This is a genomic window from Niabella ginsenosidivorans, from assembly GCF_001654455.1.
Classification (GTDB): Bacteria; Bacteroidota; Bacteroidia; order Chitinophagales; family Chitinophagaceae; genus Niabella; species Niabella ginsenosidivorans.
In genome coordinates this window covers 601332-627991 of record NZ_CP015772.1, presented here as the reverse complement: position 1 = coordinate 627991, position 26660 = coordinate 601332, and the positions used below count along the sequence as shown (strand labels likewise).

The 26660-nt window shown below is 43.8% G+C and carries 20 protein-coding genes; 6 read left to right on the top strand and 14 right to left on the bottom strand.

Annotation, left to right across the window (positions count from 1 at the left end; translation table 11 throughout):
- Window positions 1–288: 288 nt before the first annotated feature.
- The 3 genes from A8C56_RS02665 to A8C56_RS02650 all read right to left on the bottom strand — a co-directional run bounded on the left by A8C56_RS02665 (window position 289) and on the right by A8C56_RS02650 (window position 5253).
- The gene (locus tag A8C56_RS02665) at window positions 289–1371 is read right to left on the bottom strand and encodes an IS110 family RNA-guided transposase (RefSeq protein WP_067751690.1); all 1083 of its coding nucleotides are present in this window, start codon (window positions 1369–1371) and stop codon (window positions 289–291) included.
- Window positions 1372–1751: 380 nt separating this feature from the next.
- Window positions 1752–3539: a cytochrome c oxidase subunit I gene (locus A8C56_RS02660; RefSeq protein WP_067751687.1), complete on the bottom strand. Its 1788-nt coding sequence runs from the start codon at window positions 3537–3539 to the stop codon at window positions 1752–1754.
- 574 nt (window positions 3540–4113) lie between these two features.
- The gene (locus A8C56_RS02650; protein WP_067761517.1) at window positions 4114–5253 is read right to left on the bottom strand and encodes a class I SAM-dependent methyltransferase; all 1140 of its coding nucleotides are present in this window, start codon (window positions 5251–5253) and stop codon (window positions 4114–4116) included.
- A 319-nt stretch (window positions 5254–5572) separates the two neighbouring features.
- Between A8C56_RS02650 and A8C56_RS24290 the strand changes: the two genes are divergently transcribed.
- The 3 genes from A8C56_RS24290 (at window position 5573) to A8C56_RS02640 (ending at window position 6799) form a co-directional block, all read left to right on the top strand.
- On the top strand, window positions 5573–5743 hold the full coding sequence (locus A8C56_RS24290) for a lmo0937 family membrane protein (RefSeq protein WP_157097842.1): 171 nt from the start codon (window positions 5573–5575) through the stop codon (window positions 5741–5743).
- Window positions 5744–5872: 129 nt separating this feature from the next.
- Complete coding sequence (locus A8C56_RS02645; RefSeq protein ID WP_067751681.1) at window positions 5873–6073, top strand: CsbD family protein; 201 nt, start codon at window positions 5873–5875, stop codon at window positions 6071–6073.
- A 273-nt stretch (window positions 6074–6346) separates the two neighbouring features.
- Complete coding sequence (locus tag A8C56_RS02640) at window positions 6347–6799, top strand: DUF6496 domain-containing protein (protein ID WP_067751678.1); 453 nt, start codon at window positions 6347–6349, stop codon at window positions 6797–6799.
- 84 nt (window positions 6800–6883) lie between these two features.
- On the opposite strand, the gene A8C56_RS02635 is transcribed toward A8C56_RS02640, so the two are convergent.
- The 4 genes from A8C56_RS02635 to A8C56_RS02620 all read right to left on the bottom strand — a co-directional run bounded on the left by A8C56_RS02635 (window position 6884) and on the right by A8C56_RS02620 (window position 11741).
- Complete coding sequence (locus A8C56_RS02635) at window positions 6884–7096, bottom strand: dodecin family protein (RefSeq protein ID WP_067751675.1); 213 nt, start codon at window positions 7094–7096, stop codon at window positions 6884–6886.
- Between the two features lie 201 nt (window positions 7097–7297).
- On the bottom strand, window positions 7298–8125 hold the full coding sequence (locus A8C56_RS02630) for an alpha/beta fold hydrolase (RefSeq protein WP_067751672.1): 828 nt from the start codon (window positions 8123–8125) through the stop codon (window positions 7298–7300).
- A gap of 1 nt (window position 8126) precedes the next feature.
- Complete coding sequence (locus tag A8C56_RS02625) at window positions 8127–10760, bottom strand: non-ribosomal peptide synthetase (protein ID WP_067751669.1); 2634 nt, start codon at window positions 10758–10760, stop codon at window positions 8127–8129.
- Between the two features lie 114 nt (window positions 10761–10874).
- Window positions 10875–11741: a beta-1,6-N-acetylglucosaminyltransferase gene (locus tag A8C56_RS02620; RefSeq protein WP_067751667.1), complete on the bottom strand. Its 867-nt coding sequence runs from the start codon at window positions 11739–11741 to the stop codon at window positions 10875–10877.
- 464 nt (window positions 11742–12205) lie between these two features.
- Between A8C56_RS02620 and A8C56_RS24285 the strand changes: the two genes are divergently transcribed.
- Window positions 12206–12466: a hypothetical protein gene (locus tag A8C56_RS24285; protein ID WP_157097841.1), complete on the top strand. Its 261-nt coding sequence runs from the start codon at window positions 12206–12208 to the stop codon at window positions 12464–12466.
- 99 nt (window positions 12467–12565) lie between these two features.
- Here A8C56_RS24285 and A8C56_RS02615 read toward each other — a convergent pair whose 3' ends face one another.
- The 7 genes from A8C56_RS02615 to A8C56_RS02580 all read right to left on the bottom strand — a co-directional run bounded on the left by A8C56_RS02615 (window position 12566) and on the right by A8C56_RS02580 (window position 24920).
- The gene (locus A8C56_RS02615; RefSeq protein WP_245645719.1) at window positions 12566–14698 is read right to left on the bottom strand and encodes a GH92 family glycosyl hydrolase; all 2133 of its coding nucleotides are present in this window, start codon (window positions 14696–14698) and stop codon (window positions 12566–12568) included.
- A 363-nt stretch (window positions 14699–15061) separates the two neighbouring features.
- The gene (locus A8C56_RS02610) at window positions 15062–16609 is read right to left on the bottom strand and encodes a family 43 glycosylhydrolase (RefSeq protein WP_067751661.1); all 1548 of its coding nucleotides are present in this window, start codon (window positions 16607–16609) and stop codon (window positions 15062–15064) included.
- A gap of 409 nt (window positions 16610–17018) precedes the next feature.
- Window positions 17019–20549: a chromosome segregation protein SMC gene (gene smc, locus A8C56_RS02600; RefSeq protein WP_067751655.1), complete on the bottom strand. Its 3531-nt coding sequence runs from the start codon at window positions 20547–20549 to the stop codon at window positions 17019–17021.
- Window positions 20550–20786: 237 nt separating this feature from the next.
- A complete protein-coding gene (locus tag A8C56_RS02595; protein WP_067751653.1) occupies window positions 20787–21713 on the bottom strand; it encodes a sugar phosphate isomerase/epimerase family protein in 927 nt (308 codons plus the stop codon).
- 176 nt (window positions 21714–21889) lie between these two features.
- On the bottom strand, window positions 21890–23197 hold the full coding sequence (locus A8C56_RS02590) for a lysine N(6)-hydroxylase/L-ornithine N(5)-oxygenase family protein (RefSeq protein WP_067751650.1): 1308 nt from the start codon (window positions 23195–23197) through the stop codon (window positions 21890–21892).
- Window positions 23194–24249: a heparan-alpha-glucosaminide N-acetyltransferase domain-containing protein gene (locus A8C56_RS02585; RefSeq protein ID WP_084489954.1), complete on the bottom strand. Its 1056-nt coding sequence runs from the start codon at window positions 24247–24249 to the stop codon at window positions 23194–23196. The genes A8C56_RS02590 and A8C56_RS02585 overlap by 4 nt, the downstream gene beginning before the upstream one ends.
- 47 nt (window positions 24250–24296) lie before the next feature.
- On the bottom strand, window positions 24297–24920 hold the full coding sequence (locus A8C56_RS02580; RefSeq protein ID WP_067751644.1) for a GNAT family N-acetyltransferase: 624 nt from the start codon (window positions 24918–24920) through the stop codon (window positions 24297–24299).
- Between the two features lie 89 nt (window positions 24921–25009).
- Between A8C56_RS02580 and A8C56_RS02575 the strand changes: the two genes are divergently transcribed.
- Together A8C56_RS02575 and A8C56_RS02570 are read left to right on the top strand one after the other, a co-directional pair.
- A complete protein-coding gene (locus A8C56_RS02575; protein ID WP_067751641.1) occupies window positions 25010–25996 on the top strand; it encodes a helix-turn-helix domain-containing protein in 987 nt (328 codons plus the stop codon).
- A gap of 254 nt (window positions 25997–26250) precedes the next feature.
- The gene (locus A8C56_RS02570) at window positions 26251–26655 is read left to right on the top strand and encodes a hypothetical protein (protein ID WP_157097840.1); all 405 of its coding nucleotides are present in this window, start codon (window positions 26251–26253) and stop codon (window positions 26653–26655) included.
- The last annotated feature ends 5 nt before the right edge of the window (window positions 26656–26660 follow it).

The following is a 26660-nucleotide window of genomic DNA, read 5'->3' as shown; positions in this document are numbered from 1 at the left end:
ATTCTAAAAATTTGGTTTTTAGGCCTTTTGCCGATTTACAGCCCAAACAGACCTTTATAATTGATTCCGCTTTTGTCTGCACAGAAAATTGCGAAGTCTTATTAAATGAACGCGACCCCGAAATGGAACCAATCTTTTTAAAACTGACCTTGAATGATAAGGTTAGAATTGATACAAATTGCAATCATATCTATGTACAAAGTGGGTTAATAAAAAATTGTCAGACCGATAAAAGGAATTTCTTTGATCAAAAATATCATACGCAGGCAAATGACAAATCAGGGAATATCACTTACTATTGAGTAATGCCTGGGCTATTTCCCGGAAGGTCTGACCGGCATTAGAATGATTGTTCATTTTCGATTTTCTGCTTTTTAAACCACTTTGGTTATGGCCCGGACAAAGGCCACACCAACTTACAAAATGTTTTGCCGTTGGGAATCGGCTCATGTCTGCTCCCACTTCTCCCAACAATTTCAGCAGTGTATAATCGGTGATACCAGGAATACAATTGGCATCTGCACCATAAATATTTAGTAATTTCTGATGCAGGCCGGTTATCATGGGCTTGTGATGCCGTATTGGCTTGGCTTTGTGTTCACTTGTAATGAACTGTTTGCCATGCTCAAGATCACACAACAAGCCTTCAATACGTTTATCAATAAGCAACAGTTGTTGCTGATGAACCTTCCAAAGATTTAAGCTTTGTTCTAATAGAAACAACCAGCTTTCATTATAATGGCCTTCCAGCGCATTGATTACCTGCTGTGCTTTCTTTTCACGGATGCTTACGTGACACAGAGACAGCAGCTTTTCTTTATTGCGTTCTCCGTTTAAGATGGCTTCGATCATCCGGATCCCGCTTGTCCCATTTATCTGACAAATCACTTCTGTGAGTTTTATATTCATTAACTCCAATGCTTTTTGCATCTTATTTACATAGGTACTTCCCATACTAATAAGATCTTCCCGCTCCCGGATCATCATGCGCAACTCCTTTAACTTTCCTGAGGGTATATAGCTTTGCCGTACCAGTCCTGCACTAAACATTTTTTGCATCCAGCACGCATCTTTTACATCGGTTTTTCTACCCTTTACCTGTTTTACTTCTTTAGGATTTACAAGGCAGACTTCCATGCCTGCTTCCTCCAGCATCTGGTGTAAGGCTATCCAGTAAATACCCGTTGCTTCCATACAAACCCGTTTTATTTTCTGTTGCAGGAGCGCTTCAATGCATTGCCGATAGCCAGTCGTAAATGTATCATAGCTTTTCACCGTAACCCCGTCAGTGGAAACGAAAATCTTTTTGGAGCCGATATCTATGGCTGCTGCATCTGGATTTTGTTGCTCAAACTCAATTACCTTTGACATAACAACTTTTTAAGAGTTAGTAAAAGCAGGCTACAGCCCAAAGAGGTTCTCAAAAAGGCAAGCTGCCAAACGGGAATACTGCCTGATACAGTATCCCCAAACATTGATGGACCATTCTTTGAAGCAATGCTCAGGGTCAGGTACTAAGACACTAAGTTTATTACTGCTACACTGCTGTAACCTGCTTCTTCAAAGTTATTACATGTCATCGCCTCATTGATTTGAGCCACCAATAGTTTACTCGGGATGACGATTGGAAGGAACCTGTCATTTTAAAGAACTTAATCCTGTTTATCGGGGCTTTGGGTGACAGTGTTCTTTTAATTCCTGACAGGAGTTCCATGAGCAGCGAATGCCTGCAGCTTATTCCAAAAACAGGATTAAGGTTCTGTTTGCGGAATATGATCCCGTCCGTCTTTTCCATAGTCATACGGCCAGCGATGTACCTCGGGTATATCATCTTCCCAATTACCGTGTTTAGGATAAACCGGCGTAGTCCATTCCAATGTATTAGCCTGCCAGGGATTTAAAATCCTTACGCTGCGCCCATAATAGATGGAATAAAAATAATTGAATACAAACAGCAACTGCACTGAAAATACAATTATTGTTACAACAGAAATCATCGCATCCAGGCTGTGAAACTGATTAAAACTCACCCATGCGCTTTTGTCAAGATAACGGCGGGGAACCCCGGCAAGGCCTTCATAATGCATTGGCCAGAAAATAAGGTACGCGCCAGTCAGAGTCACCCAAAAATGAATATATCCCAGAGTGCTGTTCATATACCTGCCGTACATTTTAGGAAACCAGTGATAAACACCTGCAAACATTCCAAAAAATGCAGACATGCCCATTACTATATGAAAATGCGCCACCAGGAACATAGTATCATGCAAATAAATATCAATAGCAGAGTTCCCTAAAAAAATACCTGTCAGGCCACCGGAAATGAACAGGCTTACAAAGCCTATTGTAAACAACATTGCCGGAGTAAACCGTATGTTACCCCTCCACAATGTAGTAAGCCAGTTGAACACTTTTATAGCTGACGGCAGTGCAATAAGCAAAGTAAATAATACAAAGACAGAGCCTACAAACGGATTTAAACCGCTGACAAACATATGGTGCGCCCATACCATGAACGATAATACACAAATAGCCGCAAGAGAAATAATCATTGCAGGATACCCAAAAACGGGTTTTCGTACATTGACAGACATTACTTCTGAAACAATGCCCATTGCAGGCAATATTACAATGTATACCTCCGGGTGTCCTAAAAACCAAAATAAATGCTGAAATAAAATAGCATTCCCTCCTTCATTAGACAAGGCTTTTCCTCCTATATAAATATCACTCAGATAGAAGCTGGTTCCCAAATGCCTGTCAAACATCAGCAATACAAGAGCTGATAACAGTACAGGAAAGGATAATACACTCAAAATAGCCGTAAATAACAACGCCCAAATAGTAAGCGGCAGCCTTACCATAGACATGCCTTTTGTACGCATGTTTAAAATAGTGGAAATATAATTCAGCCCCCCGAGCAAGGAAGATATAACAAACAAAATCATAGCGGTAATCCAATAGTCCATTCCTTTCATGGAACCTATGGATGCGCTGCCTAACGCACTTAATGGCGGGTATGTTGTCCAGCCGCCGGAAGCAGGCCCTGTTTGCAGGAATAAAGAAGACAGCATTACCACACTTGCTGCAAAAAAGAACCAATAGGAGAGCATATTTAAAAGCGGTGATGCCATGTCACGTGCACCAATCTGCAGAGGAATAAGTAAATTGGCAAAGGTGCCGCTTAAGCCTGCTGTTAATACAAAAAAGATCAGCACCGTACCATGCATCGTTATAAGGGCATAATAGAATTCAGGTTTTATCTTTCCTCCTTTAGCCCACTGCCCGAAAATAGTTTCAAGAACAGGAAAGCTTTGATCTGGAAACCCCAATTGCAGGCGAAATAATACAGAAAACAACCCTCCGATAATAGCCCACATAATTCCTGTAATCAGAAACTGTTTTGCTATCATTTTGTGATCCTGGCTAAAAATATATTTTGTTATAAAATTCTCTTTCTGGTGAGCACGTATATGAGGAATGGCTGCATTTCGGAGCTGATCTGCTGAATCTGTTTCTGAGTAGGTACTATCATTCATAATTATCTGTTTTATCTATTAGAGTTATTATTCCTGACAAACAGCCGCGCGCCAAGCTCAGACTATTAAAATATCAGTCATTAGCCTTTTAAAACAGGATTCACTCTTATGAAAAAAAATCCATGCCATCTTTCGTAAAACAATTGCATAAAAACGGCCCTGTAAACCGGCTTTTGAAGCACGCCCAAAGAGCGCTCAATGAAAGTCCTTTCTGAACAAACCTTTTGAACCTGAAATAATTACTCTCAGATCAGGAACGCAGGAAGGCTTAAGAGCAACAGCAATATGAGGAAAACATTCCCCGTATTTTGTGGAAGCATTTCCTCATATTGTTTCCTATATGATTCTGGCATTTTATTTTCCTTATTTTCATTTGAATATATCTGGCATTTTTCAGTTTTTGACCTGTTTTCCTTTCCCTACAATTTCAAGCGTCAGCGTTTCTTCTATAATGCCTTAAAAAAGATCCACCACCTGATATATTAAAAAAGAGACTGGCCAAAGGCGAGATAACAAAGGAAGAGTATGATGACTTAAAAGCGCATTTTCCAAAAGAAAAGTCTTGGTTTTACCATCATTTGCAGCAAGCACGATCTGATTCTGTGAAGGGCCGTCTATTTTCCCGGTACAGGATTTTTAACCCTGAAAGATTTTTACAGCAACCTCCTTTTTCCTGGATAAGGACTTTCATCCTGCTGCCCATATCCATAAGTAATGTATGGTATAACTGTGCTGCCTTTGCAGAAGCACCCACTACATTTTTGTTAGCTGAAAGCATTTCATTGATTATATCCCGGATGCCTAATGATAAAAGAAAGTAGCATTGAAGTGTAAACCCGCAGTTCCTGAACCCGTACTTATTACCCCAATGTATCAAAGCCGAAAAATTGATGTGAGAGGTAATGTCCTGCCTGCCGATATGACTGAAATAGTCTTCACTGACCGAATGTTTGTAATAACTCAGTAAAGTACCCCTGCTCTTGCTGGGCTGATATAACTCTGATGACAGATATCCGTAATCAATAGTCAGGATATATCCTTTATTCAAAACATCTGCCACATCGCGCATCCAGGAATTAGCAGCCAGATTCACTTCTGTTCTAAAATTCTCCGGAAGTGTTACATTTAATTCTGAAAAATAATTCCTAAGCTCTTTACCAGCGGGTTGTAAGATTTCAACAAACCCATCACGGTAGTCAACAAACACCTCTTTAAGTTCATCCTGCATTACCACCTGGTGAACCGGAAAATTGTCCAGCAACTCATTGGATAAAATACAACCCTCAATAGCAGGGCATTCTTTAAGGGAATTGAAGCAGGTTACTTTCTGATCAAAATCTTCTTCAGGACCGCACGATGTATGAGCATTCTTTTCCACAATATAATACCGGAGCCGGTCATACATTGGCTTATTCCGCCTGAGATAGGAAAGAATTGCTTTACACAACAGGCCAGGGCCACCGCCAACTTCTACAATAGTAAAAACACTTCTGTTAAGGCAATTCCACATTTCTTCTAATTGCCTGCCAATGGCTATACCAAAAACAGGCGTAAGGCTCGCACAGGTATAATAATCACCTGCCGGCCGGGTTGGATGTTCCGGTACCATATAATATCCCAGATCCGGATGATACAGGCACAGCTCCATATACTTTTTAAAACTGACAGGGCCCGCTTCCCTGATCTTTTGCACAATGATTTCAGAAAGTTCCATAGTATCCATACTATTGTAGCAACAAAAGGCAGTTTATGATTAATTACCTGCTCAATAAACAGAATAACTTAAATACTGCTCTTCCGCATGGTTCAAAAAACAAAGAATAAGCACCAGCAATCCGGAGGGCAACAGTCTTAAATAAACAGGCTTACAGAAAGCCGGGCCTGTCTTTTTTCTTTCCAAACATTGTACCATACCGATACAGGAGATCCCTGTTGCATTACAGTCAGTAATGCGGCATTATATTTGGTTTGATAACAGAATGTAATGGATATCCGCTTTTATAAATAATTCTTTAACCAATAAAATAGTTAATATGAGAAGCTTATTATGGTTAATAGCTGTTATATGTATCGTTGTATGGCTTTTAGGATTGATAGGAGTTGGGGGCGGTATGGGATTAGGGAATCTGATCCATATACTGCTTGTGATAGCTATCATTGTAATATTATATAATATTATTTCCGGACGTAAACCTGTTGATTAAACCGGTTTCAAATACCGGCAATGTATCTATTACTGATCCAAAACCATATTCATAGCTGCTGAAATTAAAAGGCCTGCTTAAAATACAGGCAAAACCTAACATTTTGTATTAAATCTAAAAACAAAAATCATGAGCACTTTACAGGATAAAATAAAAGGGAACTGGAACCTTATAAAAGGAAACCTTAAACAGAGATGGTCAGCGCTTACCGATGACGAATTGCTTTATGAAGAGGGTAAAGAGGATGAGCTCATTGGCAGGATCCAAAAGAAAACCGGTGAAACGAAGGAAATTATCAATGATTATATAGAAAAAATCAAGTTTGGGTAACTTGCAGGGTGCAACGTCATCCTGTCTGTTGTAGATAAATCTGCAGAGCGTGCATTTAATGGCCCATAGACCATTGATTAGTGTGTTATACTGAACAAGAAGAGCCGGTTAAACACTATCTTTTTACTGCGCTGGGATGCGTTTTTGTTTATAGACGCAACAGCTGTATTGCATTTGTTACCTGCTTACCTCCCGAAGCGCCTTCTGGTATATAAATTGCATATCGGGTATTTAGATGTTTCTATCTTTTAACGATATAAATTTTTATTCAAGATGCCTACTAAAGAAGCCCTTGAAAAGGCAAAAGCAGATAAGCGTGCAGGAAAATCGGCCAGTACGCAGGCCGGGGAATTTGTAAAAGAAGAAATTGAGAATATCCGTAAAGGCAAACATGGTGCGCGTTCTGTGCAGCAGGCCATTGCAATCGGGCTGTCAGAAGCCCGGCGGGCGGGTGTTGATCTGAAGCCTCCCCAAAAAGGTACGGTATCAGAGAAGACAAGAAAGAGTGCGATCAGTGCCTATAAAAAGGGGCAGGACCATGTACCTGTTTCACCCACGCGCTCCGCTGCGCGGGAGAAAGCTTTGAAAAAGGAAAGCACAAAGACTGCTTCGCGGGAAGCTTTATCGCGTCAGGCGAAAACCGCTGCCAAAAAGCGAACCGCTGCCGAGCGGTCTGCAGCAGCTAAAAAAGCAGCACATACCCGTAAAGCGGCAGCTCACTCATAAAGAGTGCAATAGCTATAGCATTAATTTTCATGATCCGGAGTATCAGTCTCTGCCGGATCAAGGGGAATTTTTTGTAATTACAGGTTATTCCCTTGATTCATCTACCCGGAAGGATACTTTGCAAATGGCTCCGTACGAAATGATCTGTCCGTCTTTTACATGTACTTTCTGCCCTTTTACATACACTGAATCTATATCATGTACTGTTTTTGATACTTCTGCTACCGCATTCTTCACGGCATCATCAAAACTGGTTTCTGAAGAGGCAATTACTTCAATTACTTTTACAACCGGCATAATAAACTGTTTTAAGTATTTATAAAAAGATCTTCAGAAATAAGACAGAAAATAAAATGCCAAATAAAACTTTGTGCGTAATTCAATATCACCCGGCATTTTGGGTAAGAGCTACTACAGGGAACGGGGATTTTTTTTCACAGCCGGCACCTTAAAAAATAAAAGGCGGGCCGGATCCCGTTAAAAGCTGCACTTATTTTCCTATTGGGTCGCGGTTTCCTTATTTGAAAAAGGCGTTGAAAAAAATTTGCTGAGCCCGGCATTAAATCTTCTCGGGTGCTCCATTAAAGTGTAATGGCTTGAGTTAGGAATAACCCACAAATGAGCATGAGGTATGTTTTTAAAGATGTCATGTGTATGTTGCAGCCTGATCATGTCATGATCGCCGGAGATGACCAGCGCAGGGCATTTTATCTGATGAAGCGCATGTAATGCTATATGTGGCTCCGTCAGATCAAGTTTCAGCATCTTGATCTTCTGCCGTTCAGCAACAGTCCGGTTTTGTTTGAGTTCCAGGCTGTCAAATTCCTTTATATTATCCCTCCAGTCAGCTGGCTCTATAGCGGTTGTATCCGGCCACAAATTTGCTCCGGAAACAGCCAGTTTCTTTACTTTTTCAGGATGCCTTATAGCCAGTAACAACCCGGAAATACCGCCATCACTCCAGCCCAGTACATAAGCAGAATCAATATGCATACTATCTAATAGGGCTGCATAATCATCGGCCATCATTTCAAATGTTAGGGAGTCATTCTTATCTGCAGATCTGCCCTGCGACCTGGCATCGGCAAGGATCACTTTGTAATCGTCTGCAAAATGGGTGATATTAAATTCAAAAGTGCTGATACTTCCGTTATTCCCGTGAATCATAAGCAAAGGCTGCCCTTTTCCATATACTTCAGTGTACATTCTGATGCCCCGTATATTATAATACCTCCCGGCAGCTTTGTTGTTGCCATAAGGCGGATGCTGATGACAGCCCGCTATAGCAATTATAAGCAACAACAAAAAAAACAGTTGTAATCGCATCTTATAATTTGTTTAAAACCTGTTGCATAACTTTTGCAAACTCAATCACATTCGGAGGATGCAGCAGTACTTTATGATCACCGGGTACATGCTTTATAATTATACCTCCCTTCGCATATTTCTTCCATCCTAAGTATTTGGAATCGTCAACATAATATACCCGTTCTTTGGCTTTAAATAAAAAGATCTTCCCGTTATATGGCTCAACCCTGTAATTCATCATTCCTCTTTCTAACCCGGCGATGATCTGCTCCATATATTCCGGAATATCATCGTTTGGCAATTCCGGTCTCAGAGGAGGTTTTCTGCTAAAAATATACTGAAATTTTCTCTTCATGACTAATAACTGGTAATTAATAGTACGAAGGGGATGAATGAACAAGGATTTACCTATAAACAATGCCTTTGAAAATTGCCTTTTTATCTTATTAAACAGGATAGCCGGTTTATGATCGCCGTCGTGCTCTCTCAGATTGGTGTCCAACATGCCGAGCATTGTTACTTTTTTGCCCATTCCCCTAAGTTGTTTCGCCATCTCCAGCGCTATAATACCTCCCATAGAATATCCTAAGAGGTTATAAGGGCCATCAGGGTTCTGTTCCAACATTTCTTTAATATAAAAGGCAGCTATTTCTTTAAAATCATCCAGCGGCTCATCTTTACCATCAAGTCCCAGGGCCTGGAATCCGAATACAGGCTGCTCGGGATCGAGGTATTTCGCCAGGTCATGAAAGATCAGTACGTTTAACCCTATACCGTGCACAATATATAAAGGAGGTTTGGTACCTGCTTTTATGCGAACCAGTGATTTCCAGTCTTCATCTGTTTCGTTCCCGTCTATAACCCGGGCAAGCATTCTTATTGTAGGATGCTTAAAAAAAGCAGATATAGGCAGCAAACGGCCCATCTGCTTTTCGATCTGTACCATGATCTGTACAGCAATGATTGAATGACCACCCAGATCAAAGAAGTCATCGTCTATTCCCGGTTGCTCTATTCCCAGGTATTTTTGCCAGATATCGACCAGGCTTTTTTCTGTATCTGTTACAGCAGCTTCGTATTCCGTGAGGTCCGATTTGAAAACAGGTTCCGGAAGCGCCTTTTTATCAATTTTCCCGTTGGGGGTTTGCGGGAATCTCAATAACGGCACATATGCCTGCGGCAGCATATATTCGGGTAAACTGTTACTAAGCTTCTGCTCCCAGTTGTGAATATATGTTTTAAGCTCTGTTGCTTCAATTTCCGTTTCATTAGTAACATAAGCCACCAGTCTTTGATTGCCAACAGCATCAGTATGCAATATCACAACAGCATCAACAATATTATCAAGTTGAGTCAGGCTCGCTTCTATTTCTTCCGTTTCTATACGAAATCCCCTTATCTTAATCTGGTGATCCATCCGCCCAAGGCAAATAATTTCCCCTTCCGCAGTCAGTTTTCCCAGGTCACCCGTTCTGTACAGTTTTTTACCGGCAACACTGCCAAAGGTATCTTCTATAAATTTTTCCCCGTTTAACTCCGGGCGGTTCAGGTATCCCCTGGCTACCCCCTCACCTCCGATACAGATCTCCCCGGTTTCCCCTGCTTCCTGAAGCTGTAACCGGTCATTTAAAATATAAACCGTTGTATTGTCAATAGGCTTTCCTATTGTAATGGGTACAACAGCATCTTCAATTTTTTTTACGGTTGACCATATAGTCGTTTCGGTTGGCCCATACATATTCCATAACTCAGCACATTTTGGAAGCAGTTGGGACGCAAGTTTTTGAGACAATGCCTCTCCCCCACAAAGTGCTTTCAGAGGCAGATATTCATCCCAGCCGGATTCAAGGAGCATTTTCCATGTATACGGAGTAGCCTGCAGTACCGTTACTTTTTCATTCCTGACAATATCGAGGATCTTACGCCCATCTCTTGAAACATCTTTATCTGCAATTATTAACGTTCCCCCACAAAGAAGCGGTAAATAAAGTTCCAGCTCAAAAATATCGAAGGAAATGGTAGTTACTGAAAGTAAAACATCTCCCTGTTTCATACCGGGAGCCTTCTGCATGCTCAATAACAAATTGATCAGGCTATGATGTTCGATCTGAACGCCTTTTGGTTTCCCGGTAGATCCTGAGGTATAAAGTATATAAGCCAGATCGTTACCGCCAACGCCAACAGCCAGATCACCTGCCTCATATTTATCTATTTCAGCAAAAGCGTCTTCTGTATAAATGACCTGTTGCGATGCACCCGAAAAACTGTTCAGCTTTTTTGAGGTGATCAGCGCTTTAGCTGCAGAATCTTCAAGCATGTATTTCAGCCTCTCTGCCGGAAATCCGGGATCTAATGGTACGTAGGCAGCACCGGCTTTTAAAACGGCCAGAAAGCAAATCACCATTTCAGCGGACCTGTCCAGGCTCAGGCCAATTTTATCACCCACCTGTATACCGGAATCAACCAGCAGGCGCGCCAACTGATTCACTCTTGTATGAAGAAGCTCATAAGAAAAAACAGATTCTTTAAACTTCAGAGCAATATGATGAGGATGCTTTTTTACCTGCTCTGTCAGTAATTCCCCCAATGCCTTTTCATTCGGATAAGCTGAAAAAGTATTATTCAAATCAATAGTCTTGTTTATTTCATCCATTTTGTTTAAAAATTCAGTGTTTCGGTGTAAAGCAAAAACGCCTTCTGTTAAATAATGGAAATATCAACAATGCTAAAGTAATTATAAAAAATAAATGTATAACCAGATATATAATTATACACAATTGTTAATCAATATTTCGGCATCAATTATTTTGTCTAATAAATAAAGAATTGCACTATCTTTTAGAATATCAAATTTACGTGCATAAAACTTCCCTGAGCTCAACAGCGCATTTTTATCTTCAACAGTAAGTGTTTTGGGCCGCGAATCCCCTTTTCTGAATTTTATATATCTTAAATGATCGTTTACTATTGTATGTTTAAGCTCTGAATTGAATAGTATGGTTTGGAAGATGAGCTCATCGGCTGCCCATGTTCTTTTGAAAAAACGCCTTACATTACTATTTTCTTTTAAGTATTTTATCGTATACAATGCACATTCAGGTGTTATGGTAAACCATTGCGATCTTCCATATGCCTTTAAATGATTAGGGAGTTTTCTTTTAGGCAGTATTTTGTTGATGATATCCTGTACGATATATTTACCCGGAAATTTAAGATCTCCTAAATTATATTTTTCAAGCCGTCCTACGGGCTCATCCCACTCTTCGGGTATGGCAAGGGACCGCATAAAGGTTTTACCCTGGTTTGCAAATAAGAATTTTTGAATTTCCTGTGCACTTTTCAGCGGATAGTCCTGGCCGCTTAACAGATTGATGTGGCTATATTCCACACCTGAAGCTAAAATTTCTTCAAAGGACCTTAAGGTAGCTTTTACCATGCTGTAATCGCCCCATTTTATGGAAACCCTGGTTCTTATAAAGGTAACCTGATTTTCAGTCAGATATTGAAATTCATCAATAGGGGCTTTTGCATCCAAATGAATATAAATATCTGCATCCGGATGATACAAACGCTTGATCAGTTTCTCCGTTTGTACAGGGTTTGAATGTACAAGTATCAGGTGTGCCAATTTCATTTTTGCAGTGTTAATTATACCAACTAACAATTAATTTATGGTTCGTTTGCTGAAGCAGGTATCAAATATAAACAATTATTAATATAGTTATTCAGTAAATTCCGGGGGCAAAATTTCCTGTTTTTCATCCCCAGGATTACTTAACATCAGTATTTAGTGTTCAATATTCCAATCTCTTTTTCTGTTTCAATAACCGTGCTGAAAAAGAGCTTATCGGTGCCGTTTTTCCGGCCAGTCTTTAAATTCCCTGGTATTCTTCTTACCTGCCTGAATGATTTTATACCCTTTACAGGATCAGGGAGGCATCCGTTACTTATATTGTTCCAAAAGATAAGGAGGGCAAAAAATCAGTTTTTTTCTGAACGCTGTAAGCAGCCATTCCGCCGGGTATCTAATACGGAAATGACATTTTAATAAGACCAAAAAGTTTCCCGCAAAAATGCTACCCTTTTTTATTGCCTGTAATGAATTTCACTATCGTGTTACGTCCCGCTGTTCCGAACCTTCGGAACGCAGACTTCCGCCATTGGCGGAAGCGCAGATGGAGGATTATCAGCACTATTCCCTGCCTCGCCGGCAGGCACGATTTCCGCGGGAGCATTTACCGTATGTACCTTTCTTTTGGTGCTTCCTGGAAATACGAGGAAATGAAAACAAGAATAATGTATGAGGACTTTCTACGGCGGAATCACAGGGAAGCAACAGACAGTACGGGCTCTGAATAATACTTCTCATCTTCTCTGTAAGAAGCAATCACTCAGTTTCGTCATACCGGGCACAGCCCTGCCGGGCTATTACCTTTTCATAGGCAATTCTTTTACCGGTTATTGCCGGTGCTCCTTATTAAAGGTATCTGTAGTAATAATCAATTCTTTTCCAAGCAATAGCTGACTATGTTTTATAAAATATCCCGGCAATTTTTTTCCGGCATACGTTAAACCGGATATCTTTTCCCCGTTTCCTTTTTTAAGGATCTTAAATCGTGTTCCGTTCAGATCAACCACAACTTTACTGAACAAGGGCACCGTTACAAGGTATTCCGGATCAGCAGGCGAAAAGGTATACAAACCCAGCGCATTGAGCACATACCAGGACGACATTTCACCGGCGTCATCCATGCCCGCATAGGCCAGCCGTTCCGGCCCCCTGCGGTAAAACTCATTCAATATTTTGTTGAGTATTCTCTGGGCCTTTTCCTGTTTACCTATAAAATAATAAAGGTAGGGCGCGCTATGATCGGGCTGGTTGCCATGACAATACTGCCCGATAAAGGAAGTAAGGTTGTACGCTTCATAATTTTTCCAGGGTATGGTAAACAGGGAATCCAGTTTTTTTTCAAAAGCGGCTTTATTTGGGTACAGGCCGATCAAGCCCTGCGGATCGTGCGGGGCAAAAAAGGACGATTGCCACCCATTTGCTTCACGGTACATATATTCATAATAAGGTTCTTCCGGGTTAAAAGGCGTGATCCAGGCGCCATTGGCCAGGCGCCCCCGCATCAGTTGGGTAGCAGGATCAAAAAGACGCTTATAGCTACCGGTCCGTTTCATCAGTTTGCTGTAATTTTCCTCATCTCCCAGTGCCTTTGCCAGCAGGGCTGTGGCGTAATCATCATAAGCATATTCCTGCGTTTTGGTAACAGCGGCTTTTGCCACCGTTTCCAGTTTAGGGTCTTTAATATCCATTTCAGCTATCCAGCCACGCTCCATATATTCTTTAAGGTAGGGCCTTCCACCTGCCCCGTTTACAAATGCATTGTTCAGCAGCAACCGGTAGGCCTTCTTTACATCAAAGCCTCTGATGCCCCTCAGGTAGCTGCCGGCAACAAAAACAGAGGCATGATCCCCGTGAAAAAAGGTAGGCATATATCCTTTAATGGCTCCGCGGTCGGTGATCGATTGAATAACATCTGTTGCCACATCAGGAGCCAGCATTCCCAGGAGGATGAGCTTATTCCGGTAATCATCCCAAAACGAAGGATCACTGTAATACCGGAACCCTTTATTCACTACTTCGCCTTTCGCATTTCTGAACTGGCCGTTTGCATCGCTTAGCAGGATCGGCCAAAGAAAAGAACGGTAAAGTGTGGAGTAAAAAGTTTCCTTTTGATCGGCTGTTCCGCCTGAAACCTGAATTTTTGATAATAGTTGCTCCCACCTATTGCCCGCTTCTGACTTTACCTGGTCAAAATTTTTGTTCAGCATCTCCTGCTCCAGGTTCCTGCGGGCATTTTCAACACTGACATAGGAAAAGCCCACTTTCATTTCAAGCGGATCACCCGGATTTTTGTTATCATAAAAATCAACTATACGCACTTCAGTATTCCCGTCTTTCAGCGATTCAATATCTTTTATACGGTGATTGGTTACTGCATAAAAATAAAAAGAGCTGCCTGTTTTCTGATAGCCGGAAAAAGCATTATCACCACTCTTTTCAATCTTCCACTCGTGCACCTTTTCGTTGGAGCGCGCAAGGTCGGCCAGTATTTTTTTTTGCCCGCCCTTTTGGTAGGTGTATTTATGATAAGCACAGCGTAGGGTTGCGGTTACTTCGGCATTGATGCCATATTTTTCAAGATACACCTGGTAATAACCGGGGCTGGCCGATTCATTGGTGTGCCTGAAACGGGAATAATAGGACTCAGGGCTCACATCTCCGCTTACCGCTATCAGCGGCACATAGCATAAATTCCAGTGCCCCTTGCTGGTATGCGCAAAAGCATAAATCACCGTATCTTCATACTGGTAGCCGGAACCGCTTCGCCACATGGTTACAGGAGTAACCTGCACCATTGAATTGGGCAACGATGCGCCGGGAAAAACCTCAGCGCCCCAGGCCCTGTGGGTGGGCTTATACCCCAGTTCTGTACTGTCCCATAACGTTGCCGTGCCAATAAACGGATTTACAAAACTGGTCAGCCGTTGCCTTGCCTGCTGGGCAGAACACAGTGCCGCCATAAACATTCCTAATACAATAAGCAGAAATTTACCTTTTTTACACATAAACAAATCTTCCTTTAAACAGAAACAGCAATTGCTTATATGCGCTCTCCGGTGCAATGCCTCTTCGTTTTTTGCAAAATCGTTTTAGTTATAAAAGTAACAAATAACGATCATCAGCCCAATTAAATCTCAGGAAGCGGCGGGCCATCTATTGGTTTTACGCAACCGATCTGGCTTTTTTTTCCTGAAAATCCCTGAGAACTAATAAATGCTTTCATCTCCTTGTCTGCTTCAATATTTCACAGGGTTCATTCCAAAAGCTTGAGGCTCCTTTTTTGACATTTTTCCCTCAAGCAGGGATCATTCATATACCCCTGTTTATGGGGCTACCCCTGATTTTTCAGGGCGGATAAAGACTTCAAATTTCAAACAAAGACCGGGTATTACCTGAAATTCTTCTTCATTGTTTTTCCTGACTGCAACCTTTCCCCCGGCATATATATCCTGATTATTACAGGCAAAGCCAAAACTTCCCTTTGTGGCACTGGTACGCAGCACTATTACATAAGCCTGCTTTTCTTTAACCGCTATACCGGGGCTAACCGTTATATTTTTAGGCGCCCACCCTATGACAGCCGACGGGATGCTTTTTGTATAAACTGCTGTTCCCTGCGGAAGGTTACCGGAATCTGCTTTGTATATTTCTGTAACCAAATCTGCATCAGGATAATTGTTTTTAAACAGCGTAACCGTTATTTTATCCAGGATGCCGGATCTTTTTACCATAAATGACTGTGCATACTGTTGCTCTCCTGTTATATCATCGCTGCTGCTAAAGCCATCAGCTCCCGTGCTTATAGCTGCTTTAGCCTGTACCGGCTTTTTTGTTTTTATAAATTGCTGGCGCTCCATACAATCCAGCGGGGCTATCCCGCCTGAGGGCGTAAAACTAAGAGGTGCCCAAAAATAATTGGCCAGCGCTTCGTTCTTAGCCGCATTATTCCAAAGATCGCTTCCGTAAAGATATACTGCTTCTGAATTAATCTTTATTGCAGAAACAAAAGAAGGTTGTCCACCGCAGGAATTATCGCTTATTTTAACAGGATCGGACCACGGCCCTAAGGGAGCAGGCGCTGTACGATAGGATGTGCCGGTACCGGAGCAGTACCCGCAATTGGGGTCTGAATAGATGAGATAATATATGCCATCACGCTTAAAAAGGCAGGGCGCTTCTGTATTGCCAGGTGTTACGGATTGTACACATTCACCCGTTCCCGTCAAAAAATCATCGCTCAGCCGCTCAATGACAATGGCGCCTTTAGCCCGCCAGTCCGTATATGCCAGGTATGCTTTTCCATCCTCATCAACAAATGTATCGTGGTCTCCATTGTTTAACCCTGCTACCGGCATATGACTGTTTACTGCAAGCCGGGGCTCTGCTGCTTCTGTAAAGGGGCCGGTTGGCGTTGCAGAAGTAAATACACGATAGCCAACACGGTTATCATACACATTGATCCAGAGCACATACCTGCGTGTTTTTGCATTATAGATCACATGGGGCCTGTAACAGCCATATGTAGCTCCGTTGCATCTCGATTGCCATATAGCAGTTGTTGCATCAAACAAAAAGCCCTTATCCTCCCAGTTGTACAGGTCTTTGGATGCATACACTTTAAACCCGCAAAATGGCGCTCCCTTATTCCCCCATTCATAACCGCAATCGTAGCTGGTGCCATACAGGTAATAGGTGCCGTTAAAACAGGCAATCTCGCCATCGTGCGCATCCACCGCGTTGCCTAAAACATCAAAGCGCAGCAGCTGCCGGCCTTTACTGTCAAAATTTACGCCCTGCCCTGCGGATGAAAGCGCACCTGACAACAACAGAAATACCATACCTGCAATAATGCTTATTTTTATTTTAATCATATGTACCGGTTTTATGCAATTTCAGTAAGCACCAGCCTGTCAGGAAAAGTATTGCTGCCAAAGCTAAACCGTTTTTGCATGGGAATGCAATAGCGCGGCAGCCAGTTCTTCAATAAACAGCTCTAAACCGTATTCCTTATACCCCGGCTTACAGTATTTAAAGACCTTTTCAAATGGCGCATCCGGTTTTTCAACTTCAATGCAAATGTACCGGTTACAGACTTTTTTGCATCCTGCACCGTTATGGCCGGCTCAATTCCTTTGAAACAGTTCTTGCTTATAATATTATAAAACGGGTCACGCGGGCAATGTGCTTTCCTATACATAAGTACAGTGTGCTGTACCCGGGATTAGTAAAAAGCCACCTGTAAAACAGGTGGCGCCATAAAAACAATAATAACTAAACCACTTAATTCTGCGCAGCAAGGCTGCGGAAGTCCACGCTTACCAGCTTGCTTACACCCGGCTCCTGCATGGTAACCCCATAGATCACATCCACGGTGCTCATGGTGGTTTTATTGTGCGTTACAATGATGAACTGCGAGTTCTGACTAAACTGGCGGATCATGTTGGTAAACTTGCCCACATTGGCATCATCCAGCGGCGCGTCCACCTCATCCAGTATACAGAAAGGCGCAGGCTTGATGAGATAAATGGCAAACAGAAGCGCAGTAGCTGTTAAGGTACGTTCTCCCCCGCTCAACTGTGTTAAAGAAGTTGGGCGTTTTCCTTTAGGCTTGGCCACTACATCAATCCCGGTTTCTGCCAGGTTTTCCGGGTTCTCCAATATAAGATCGCACTGGTCATCTTCTGTAAACAGCGATTTGAACACTTTCATAAAGTTCTCCCGTACCTGGTTAAAGGTATCCAGAAACTTCTGGTTGGCGGTGGTCTCTACTTCCTCAATGGTCTTTAACAGGCTTTCCTTGGCATTTACCAGGTCGCTTTTCTGCTCCACGATGAACTCATAGCGTTTCTTCATTTCCGTAAACGCCTCAATGGCGGTAGGGTTTACTTCGCCCAGGTTTTCCAGGCGCTTTTTCATACGGTCTGCTTTTTCCTGCAGCTCTTCCATAGCAGTTTCGGTATTGCGCGGATCGTCCAGGATGTCTTCTATCTGGATCTTGAACTCTACGTTCAGGCGTTCCCGTGTACCGGCCAGTTGCAGCTTCAGTTCGTTCAGCTTATCTTTTATAGCAGCCAGCAGGTGCTCAACCTGTTCCTTTTCCCGTATCTTATGCCGCAGCTCGCTTTCCTTTTCATTCAGCACATTGCGCATATTATAATAGGCCTGGTCTGCTTCGTTGAGCGTTTGCTGATCCTGTTCACGGCTGCGTACCAGGTTCAGCAAAGTTTCTTCAATTTCTTTCAGTGTGCTCTCTGAGCTGATGATCTCATTGCCGGTATCTGATAGCTGCACGGTGCTCTGTTCAATCTGTCGTTTCAGCTCCTCCAGCTGGTTGGTCTTAAAGGTCAGCTCCTGTTTCAGCGCCGTTACCTTGCTTTGCTGGCGGGTCACGTTCAGGTTAAACTCGTTGAATTGTGCCATAGCTTCCTGGTAGCCTGCCTCTGCCTGCTTAAAGGTTTCCTCTGCTTCTGAAAGCCTGTTGGCGTTCTGTTGCAATATTTCTGTAAACTCCTCCAGCGACTGGCGCACACCGGCAACAGAGCCCTGGGTATGCTGTAATTGTTCTGTCAGCTCTTCTACCCGGTTCCTTGCAGTGCCCTGCTGGCTCTGCAGGTTCTCAGAGCGGTTTTGCAGGGCAAACACCGCATTGGTCAGCTCCTGGATCTCTTTCTGCGTTTCCTTAATGGCATTTTCCCGCAGGTCTTCATTAAAAGCAATTACTTCATTATGACGTGCCTGTATCTGTGCCCGCAGGTGCTGCACCACTTCCTCCTGTGCGGCAATATCTTCCTGCAGCTTTTCCAGGTTCTTTACCCGGCCTATTTTCTTTCCTTCAATCAGTCCCACGCTGCCGCCGGTAAGCGTAAACTTCCCTTTTACAAATTTGCCTTGCTTTTCAATGACTACAGCGCCATTGCTGTTTTCCAGCGCTTCTTCCCCCTCCGCAATAAATACATTGCCCAGCAGGTGCTCTGCCAGTTTGCGGTACCGGGCTTCTACCTCAATCACTTCCAGCGCAGGAATAGCGCCCTGCAAGCTGTGGCCGTTACCATTCTCTGCAACTTCAATCTTATTCAGCAAGAAGAAATTGGCTTTTCCTTTTTTCTGGTCGCTTAACAAATGTACCGCCTGCAATCCCTGCTGCAGATCATCCACCACATAATAATTCAGGTAAGGTTCCAGCACATTTTCCAGTGCCGTCCGGTATTCTTCCTTTACATATAAAATATCAGAAAGGATCGGCGCATGGGCATTCCATTCCTTATTGTTATGCAGGAATTTTACACTTTCAGGATATCCTTCCATGGAGTCGATCATGCTTTTCAGCAGATCATGCTCATTCCGTTTCGCATCCAGGATGCGGTTCTCGTCTGCCAGCTGGTTGCGCAGTTCTTCTACAATGCCCTGTGTTTGCAGGATCTGTTCCCTGGTATGATCATGATGGGCCTGTAACTGCTCCAGCGAAGCGTTCTTTTCTTCCAGTTCCCGTTCCTTTAAGCCGTGCTCTGCTTGTACCTTCTGCAACTGCTCTTCCCGCTGTGCAGATTCTTCTTCAATCTGATAAATCGCCCGCTGCAGGTTCTGCATGGAGGTATCTGCCACCGCTACTTTCTTCTCCGCCTCAAACTGCTCCCGTTGCACCTGCTGGTATTCCGTGCGCAGGCGGTCTACCCCATGGCGCTGTTCATCCAGTATATTGCGCCGGTGGGTAACCTCATCACGAAAATTTTCCAGCTGCTCCGTCAGGCCCTCATACGCTTTTTCCTCATCGCTCACCTGCTGCCGGGTAAAGGCAATACTTTCTTCAATCCCCTTCAGCTGTGTATCAGACTTTGAAAGGAAGTCCTGCAGCCCGGTTTCCCGCTCCTTCAGGTATTGCAGGCGCTGCACGGCCAGGTTTTTATCGCCTTCTTTGGTGCGCACCTGCTGCACCAGCTCGTTATACGCCGCCTGCATACTTTGCAGGGCCTGCTCTTTTTCTATAAAGACCAGCTTTTCCTCTTCAATATGCGCTTCCGCTGTGGCAATCTCCGCTTCCAGCTTTACAGATTTATCGGTTTCTGTTTGCTGTTGTTCGTTCAGTTCTTTATAGGTAAGGTTAAATCCTTCCAGCGCCGCTTTGGCCAGCTCAATGCTCACTTCGCGGTATTCTTTTTTGATTTCGTGGTATTTCTCTGCCTTTTTGGCCTGGCTTTCGAGTGCTTTCAGCTGGTTGTTGATCTCGAACAGCAGGTCTTCAATACGGTTCAGGTCCTGCTCCGTAGCATCCAGCTTCTGTTTGGCTTCTTTTTTACGGGTCTTGTAAATGGAAATGCCCGCCGCCTGTTCCAGCATCCGCCGGCGGCTGTTCTCCTTGTCCTTGATCAGGTCGTCTACCATGTCCAGCGCAATGATAGCATAGGAATCCGTACTTACCCCCGTATCCAAAAACAGGTTCTGGATGTCTTTCAGGCGGCATTGTACGTCATTCAGCCGGTACTCGCTTTCCCCGCTCTTGTAAAACTTACGGGTAATGCGCACGGTGCTGAACTCGGTGGGCAGCAGGTTCCGTGTATTTTCAAAGGTGAGGCTTACCTCTGCCAGGCCGCTTGCTGAGCGGGTTTTGGACCCGTTAAACACCAGCGCATCCAGGTTCTCACTTCTTAAGGCACTGATCTTCTGCTCGCCGATCACCCAGCGGATACTGTCCACAATATTGGATTTTCCGCACCCGTTCGGCCCCACAATGCCGGTAACATTATCGTCAAAATTCACGACCGTTTTATCAGCAAAACTTTTAAATCCTTTTATTTCAAGACTTTTTAAACGCACAGTATTCTTCTAATTTAATATGAAGGCGAAAATAACGGTTCCGGGCGCAATGCAAAAGGCTGTTTTTGCACAATGGAGCGTGGAAAACAATTCAAAAATGGGGAAAAGCTGTGGATAAATCTTGTTTATAATAAAATTCCCCGGTTTTTTAAAGCTTGCTGCCCCCTTTTATTTCCTGTAATAACGGTTATGGATGCGGTTTGTTTTCAATCAGCAATGCCGGCAAATGTATTGCCGCTATATCTTTAATGTTCCAGTTAAGTAACGGATACTTTGGGTAATACTTGCAAAAGGATCTTTGGGCATATCATGCTCTACAAAATAATATTGCAGCCCGGCAGTTTGGGCATGTTCAAAAATGCGTTTAAAATCCACCACTCCCTCACCCACCGGTGCCGGGCCATCCTTTGTTTTGTTCAGATCCTTGGCGTGCCATAGCGGGAACCGGCCGGGGTGTTTCTGAAACAGGTCAACCGGGTCTACCCCGGCTTTTGTAACCCAGCAAAGATCCAGCTCCATTTTAATATCCGGGCTCAGCTGTGCAAGGAACAGCTCGTAAGGCGTTTTTCCTTCTACCGGTTCAAATTCATGGTAATGGTTATGATAACACAGGGTAATACCCGCTTTCTTACAGGCTTCGCCGGTTTTATTTAATGTTTCTATTGACTTTTGTATTTCTTCCGGTGATTCAATGGGGGTGCTGGCGCAAACCAGGTAGGGGATCCCAGCTCCGGCGATGCTGTCTACAATTTCCTGCCCGTTCTCCCTCAGGTTTTTCATGGGCGGAATTTTTATGGGGTTGCCATTGGCATCTGTTGGGGGCTTGGCCCCGGGGGGCAATTTAAAAGGCGCGCCCAGTACGTGGTGCGACCTCCAGGACAATCTCAGCCTGCTGAGCAGGGCCGAAAATTCCTTTGCAGGCATCCCGTAAAAATCCCCTTTTTTGGAAAAGGCCGACTCAATTTCCTTATACCCTGTATCCGCTACTTTCTTTAAAGTGCCCGGCACATCCTGGTCTATGATGTTGAACAAGGTAAACAGCTGTAACCCCGGGGGCGGGTAGGCAGCGCTGGTAAAGGCGGAGGCAATGGATCGTTGTTGCAGCAAAACGCTTCCTGCGGTAAACAGGCCCGCAGACCGGATAAATTTTCTTCTGTTAATCATGTAACCTGTCTTTTATTGTTATGGAACAAAGCATTCAAAAAGAAACCGCTCTCTGGTGTATTTAAAGACGCAGGCATCAGGATCAATAAATAAACCACTTATCCAAGTTACATTTTTTAGCTGATTTACAGGGATTGAATTTATCCGTAAAAAAATGCTGCTGCTGTTGATTACAATTATTGAGAATATCCCGGAGCGCCAAATTGCTGGAAAACGGTTTGCTCATCTTCAGGATAATAAGTAGTGCCCAGTATGGTATTAATGATCACCGCGTTCCTGTAAGGGCCCAGGCCCAGTTCAGGTGCGGTAAATCCATGGGTATGCATCTCCGCGTTCTGTACAAATAAAGTCTCCGCCTCGTCAATAGCATACCGGCGCGATACGCTAAAACTGCCACGGACGTCGTAACGGATTTTAGTATCCAGTGATTCCAGGAAAGAAGGCGGTGCTGTTTTATATCCCGTAGCCAGTATAACATGTTCGGCTTCCTGTTCAAACACCCTATCCTGTTCTCTATGGTGAAAGCATAATATCCAACGCCGCTGATTTGCAGGCCGTATTTCCTGCAGTGCTGCATTGGTCATTAAAGTAACAGGGGCTACAATGCCTTCCGTCATCAGCTCATACATACGGTCATAGATCGCGTTGATCAGCTGGTAGTTGATGCCTTTGTATAAGGTGTCCTGTTGCCGTATAGTAACAGGCTTCCGCGCTTCCGGCAGGTTATAAAAATGTTCAATATACGCTGGTGTAGCCATTTCAAAACTCAGTTTTGTATGTTCCATGGCATAAAACCGGGCCGACCTTGTCATCCAGTACAGCGCTCTTCTTTTTCCTGCATACGACTGCAGCAGGTCATAAAATATTTCTGCTGCACTTTGTCCTGATCCAATTACTGCTACCTGCTTTGAACGCAGTATGGCAGCACGATATTCTAAATACCGGGATGAGTGCAGGACCTGAGCACCCAGTAAAGGCTTTGCAAAGGCCGGTACCGATGGTTGCGCTCCGATGCCCACAACAATGCGCCGGGCATCAATTTTCTGAACAGCGCCGGTAACGGAATGCCTGCTGCTGATCACATAGCATTGCCGCTCCGTCTGATAACAGATATCTGTAACCTGGCAATTAAAACGCAGGCCGGGCAGCTGACTGCATACCCAGCGACAATACCGGTTGTATTCCCGCCGGGTGATCACATTATTTTCATGGATGCCAAATTGCAGTAAACGTCCCTGTTTCCTTAAAAAATTCAGGTAGCTGAAAGGGCTGCATGGGTCTACCAGCGTTACCAGGTCTGCCAGATAAGGCACCTGCAGGGTGCTGCCTGGCAACAGCATGCCTTCATGCCAGTTAAACTCCGGTTTTTGTTCCAGGAAAACCGTTTTTAATGCTGATATAGGGTGGCACAAAGCAGCCAGTCCCAGGTTAAAGGGCCCGATGCCGATACCGGCTATATCATATATTTCATTACTGTTGCTCATAAAATACTTTTACTTTTTTTGAAAACAGGTAATGTAAAAAACAGGATCAGGCAACTGACACCAGTAGTAGTGCATAATGCCAGCAAGGATGAAAGTAACCGTAGGCGGTTATATCCAAATAACGGGAAGGACCAAAAAATAACTATCCATTGCAGCATATAAAAAAGCAGGATATGATCGCTGAGCCATTGCAGCAGGCCAAACAGGTAATTGCCCCGCACTTTTTTAGCCAGCACTATAAACAGCCACACCCAGCCTAATGCGAGCCCTACGTGAAACACGGTGCCCCCCCTGCCCAACCGGTAAAACTCCGTTTGCCAGTCCGCAGGTTCTGTAAGCATTACTACATACCCTGTTAACGCCAATCCTAATGCTAATCCTGCCAGGAGTCTATTAAAGGCCTTTCCTTCTGCCTCCTTAAGCAGACTGCCGGTTATCAATCCTGCCAGCGGATACAACAACCACGGAAATAAAGGGAAAAAGGTATAAGGAGGCTTTGCTGTCAGCAATGCCAGTGGAGCAGCCAAAGCGCCATTGCTATGCCATTTCCAGGTATAGGGAGTTATCAGCAGTACCAGCAGAAACACAAATATATAAGCCGCTTTATTGTTTGTCCATTTCTTCAACAATGCACAGGCTGCATAAGCAATAGCTGCAAACTGGAGAATATCACCTGTCAGGAATAATTGTATTGGTGTTGTTTCATTTATAGCCAGGCCGTTATCGGTTAAGAACTGTTGGGGTATCCACCCCAGAAAATAGGGCACTAGGAATTTAAGGCTGTTCAGCAGGTATCCGGCTGCAAGCAACAGTACAGACCGTTTCAGAATATAGGCAACCGTCTTTTCGCGCCCCAGCGCTATAAACAGCCCCATCAATAGCATAAATAAGGGAGCGCCGGAGGTCTCTGCCAGAAAACCGAGTAGTATGCCCAGGAGGCCCTGCTTTACCGGAAGGGTACTGTACAACAGTACGGTATGGATGGCCGGCATTACCAGCACTACAAATCCTCTGGCCAGTGAAAAGCCTTGTCGTTGGTATTGTGTTAGCATATCGTATAAATTTTACTGGATTTAATAAAAAAATCAGTTGATGTATTTCAATAGTCATCGCGCGTGATCATATAAAGACGCGCTGTTTTATCTGCGAGCGGCAATGTTTTTACATAGCGAAAACCGGCTTTTTCAGCCAGGCGGCAGGCATTGGTATTGCATTCATCCGGCTCTGCCACGATGCGCGTCACAGCTGCAAAATCAAACAGCATGCGCTGCACTGCCTTTAATACCCATACGGAAAGGCCCTCAATATTCACAGATATTGCCGCTTTAATTTCCCGGTAAGGAGCCATCAGCAGGTGAATGCCATAATCCGCATCAGTAAAGTCCGCCTTACCAGCCAGCTCCGATTCCAGCACAGGATACACTTCGATCAATGCCACAGGCACAGAATCAACACAGGCAAAAAACAACTGCAACCGGCCCGCTGTAATCTTTAGATCATAGAATTCATAAAGCGTTTTGAGTGTGTGCTCCTGCATGCCCCAAAAACGGTAGGCGTGTGGATGATTGGTCCAGCGGTACAGCACTGCCAGGTCTTTGCGCAAAGCTACCTGCCGGATGCCCAGTTCAAGACGATCTCCGCTTAACCGTTCTTTGTATAAAAACGGCTTTTTCACCGGGACAGTAAAACCGCTGCCCTCTGAATTTTTATTGCTTTTATTCATATTTATAATTAATTTTATATTAATAACTATGGGCTGCTCCTGGCATTTTACTAACCGGAAGCAATACCCTTAACCAAATACGGAACACTATGGATAACCTGTTTGAAATTTCCTCGCCCAACAATGATGCTTTCTTTTGGTCCACACCACAACCACACCAGCATCAATCCCTTATTATACCTTCCATGACCAGTCAGGTATTATCCGGCGGCTGGGGACATATGCTCTTTCAGCACAGGCAAATGGCAGAGTATGCCATTTGGTACAGCACTTATAGTGTACACCTACGGCGCTGGTTTAAAGTACGGGCCGGTGTACCTGTTATCGAATTCAGCTTCCTGATCCACAACAGTGTGTTTCAGCAAATGAATACGTTGTACAATAGCCTGGTGCAGGAAACTCAGTTCAATATCTTTTATCTCCCTTACGTGGAAGACCGTGTGTTATTTGAACCGGGCCTGCAGTATACCACGCTGGATATCCATTGCACCATTCCCTTCTTAAAGCAACTGGCTCCCTACTTTCCCCACGTTGTAAACCCTTTTCTGGAAGCCATCGATGCTGCTACAACCGCTGTTCAAATATTTCCCCGTCACCTTTTTGCCACGCAGGATATGGTATACCTTGCCAAACGGATTCTGCAGTTACTGCGGGCTCCTGTGATAAACGAGCTGATGCTGGAACTACTGGTAAAGCTGTTGTTATGCGCCGCACTGGCCTGCAAAATGGAATTGCAGCTTAACAACCGCATTATTACATTAAATGAGGTCAGCGAGGTAAATCGTGTGAGTATATTGCTGCTCAAAAATCTAACAGAAGAACCCAATTTGCGTCAACTCGCCCGGCAGGCCGGCATGAATGAAACCTTCCTTAAAAAGCTATTCGCTCTCCGTTTTCATATACCTCCTTACCGCTACTGGCACGCTTACCGTATGGATGAAGCTTTTACACGGGTCATTAATACCGATGAGGCACTCACGGATATTGCACTGGATATGGGTTTTTCCGCCCTTTCTAATTTTTCCAAGGCATTTAAAAAATATTACGGGCTTGCGCCCAGTCATTACCGGAAATAAAAAACACGATTGGATAACCTCAACGCTTTATTTGCGCCGCATCTTTGGAATGAAATGATTCAAAGAACTTATTAAGAACTGCCTTTAGTGCAGCTTCCCCAGGGGGTGCCGAACACCTGTAGAAAATAGTAGGCAACATCCTCAAAACCGGTTTGCTGTATCAACCTTAATACAGCAGCCAGCAGCTTATATTTACTGCGCAGTAAAACAAGCTTTATTACATCTTTTTGTTTAACCTTTTAAAATCAATTTTTATGTTGCACATAAAAAGTCTTCGGACATTAAAATTTGTTCTGCCTTTGCTGGCACTGATCGTTGTTACATTTGCTGCTTTTGCCTTCAGTAGCAAAAGGATGCCAAGCCGTGCGCCGGTTGTTAATGACAAGGTTTATGAATTCATGGGCGATGCCACAGACCCTGATGCTGTCAGAGACCTCTCTAACTGGCAATTTATTGGCACCGCCAGTCCCTGTTCAGATATTAATAAACCTAAGGCCTGTACCATTGCCGTTGATGCTGCTCATGCTACAAATTCCACTTTAGCCGGATCCAACCTCACCATTACAGCACTGAACGACAAGGGCAATGGCTCTACCTACAGAGTTGCTGAAGCGAAGGACGGAACATATTCAGCAAGCGCATTTAACCAGGATCAGTAGGGTTA

Coding starts and splice junctions, on each gene's coding strand:
- A8C56_RS02615 (WP_245645719.1), bottom strand. CDS start 14,698: ATGGCGGCACTGTGTTCTGCCCAGCAGGCAAGGCAACGGCTGACCAGT.
- A8C56_RS02640 (WP_067751678.1), top strand. CDS start 6,347: ATGCCTACTAAAGAAGCCCTTGAAAAGGCAAAAGCAGATAAGCGTGCA.
- A8C56_RS02630 (WP_067751672.1), bottom strand. CDS start 8,125: ATGCGATTACAACTGTTTTTTTTGTTGTTGCTTATAATTGCTATAGCG.
- A8C56_RS02580 (WP_067751644.1), bottom strand. CDS start 24,920: ATGAATAAAAGCAATAAAAATTCAGAGGGCAGCGGTTTTACTGTCCCG.
- A8C56_RS02610 (WP_067751661.1), bottom strand. CDS start 16,609: ATGATTAAAATAAAAATAAGCATTATTGCAGGTATGGTATTTCTGTTG.
- A8C56_RS02665 (WP_067751690.1), bottom strand. CDS start 1,371: ATGTCAAAGGTAATTGAGTTTGAGCAACAAAATCCAGATGCAGCAGCC.
- A8C56_RS02645 (WP_067751681.1), top strand. CDS start 5,873: ATGAGCACTTTACAGGATAAAATAAAAGGGAACTGGAACCTTATAAAA.
- A8C56_RS02575 (WP_067751641.1), top strand. CDS start 25,010: ATGGATAACCTGTTTGAAATTTCCTCGCCCAACAATGATGCTTTCTTT.
- A8C56_RS02570 (WP_157097840.1), top strand. CDS start 26,251: ATGTTGCACATAAAAAGTCTTCGGACATTAAAATTTGTTCTGCCTTTG.
- A8C56_RS02595 (WP_067751653.1), bottom strand. CDS start 21,713: ATGATTAACAGAAGAAAATTTATCCGGTCTGCGGGCCTGTTTACCGCA.
- A8C56_RS24290 (WP_157097842.1), top strand. CDS start 5,573: ATGAGAAGCTTATTATGGTTAATAGCTGTTATATGTATCGTTGTATGG.
- A8C56_RS24285 (WP_157097841.1), top strand. CDS start 12,206: ATGAATTTCACTATCGTGTTACGTCCCGCTGTTCCGAACCTTCGGAAC.
- A8C56_RS02660 (WP_067751687.1), bottom strand. CDS start 3,539: ATGAATGATAGTACCTACTCAGAAACAGATTCAGCAGATCAGCTCCGA.
- A8C56_RS02650 (WP_067761517.1), bottom strand. CDS start 5,253: ATGGAACTTTCTGAAATCATTGTGCAAAAGATCAGGGAAGCGGGCCCT.
- A8C56_RS02590 (WP_067751650.1), bottom strand. CDS start 23,197: ATGAGCAACAGTAATGAAATATATGATATAGCCGGTATCGGCATCGGG.
- A8C56_RS02635 (WP_067751675.1), bottom strand. CDS start 7,096: ATGCCGGTTGTAAAAGTAATTGAAGTAATTGCCTCTTCAGAAACCAGT.
- A8C56_RS02620 (WP_067751667.1), bottom strand. CDS start 11,741: ATGAAATTGGCACACCTGATACTTGTACATTCAAACCCTGTACAAACG.
- A8C56_RS02625 (WP_067751669.1), bottom strand. CDS start 10,760: ATGGATGAAATAAACAAGACTATTGATTTGAATAATACTTTTTCAGCT.
- A8C56_RS02585 (WP_084489954.1), bottom strand. CDS start 24,249: ATGCTAACACAATACCAACGACAAGGCTTTTCACTGGCCAGAGGATTT.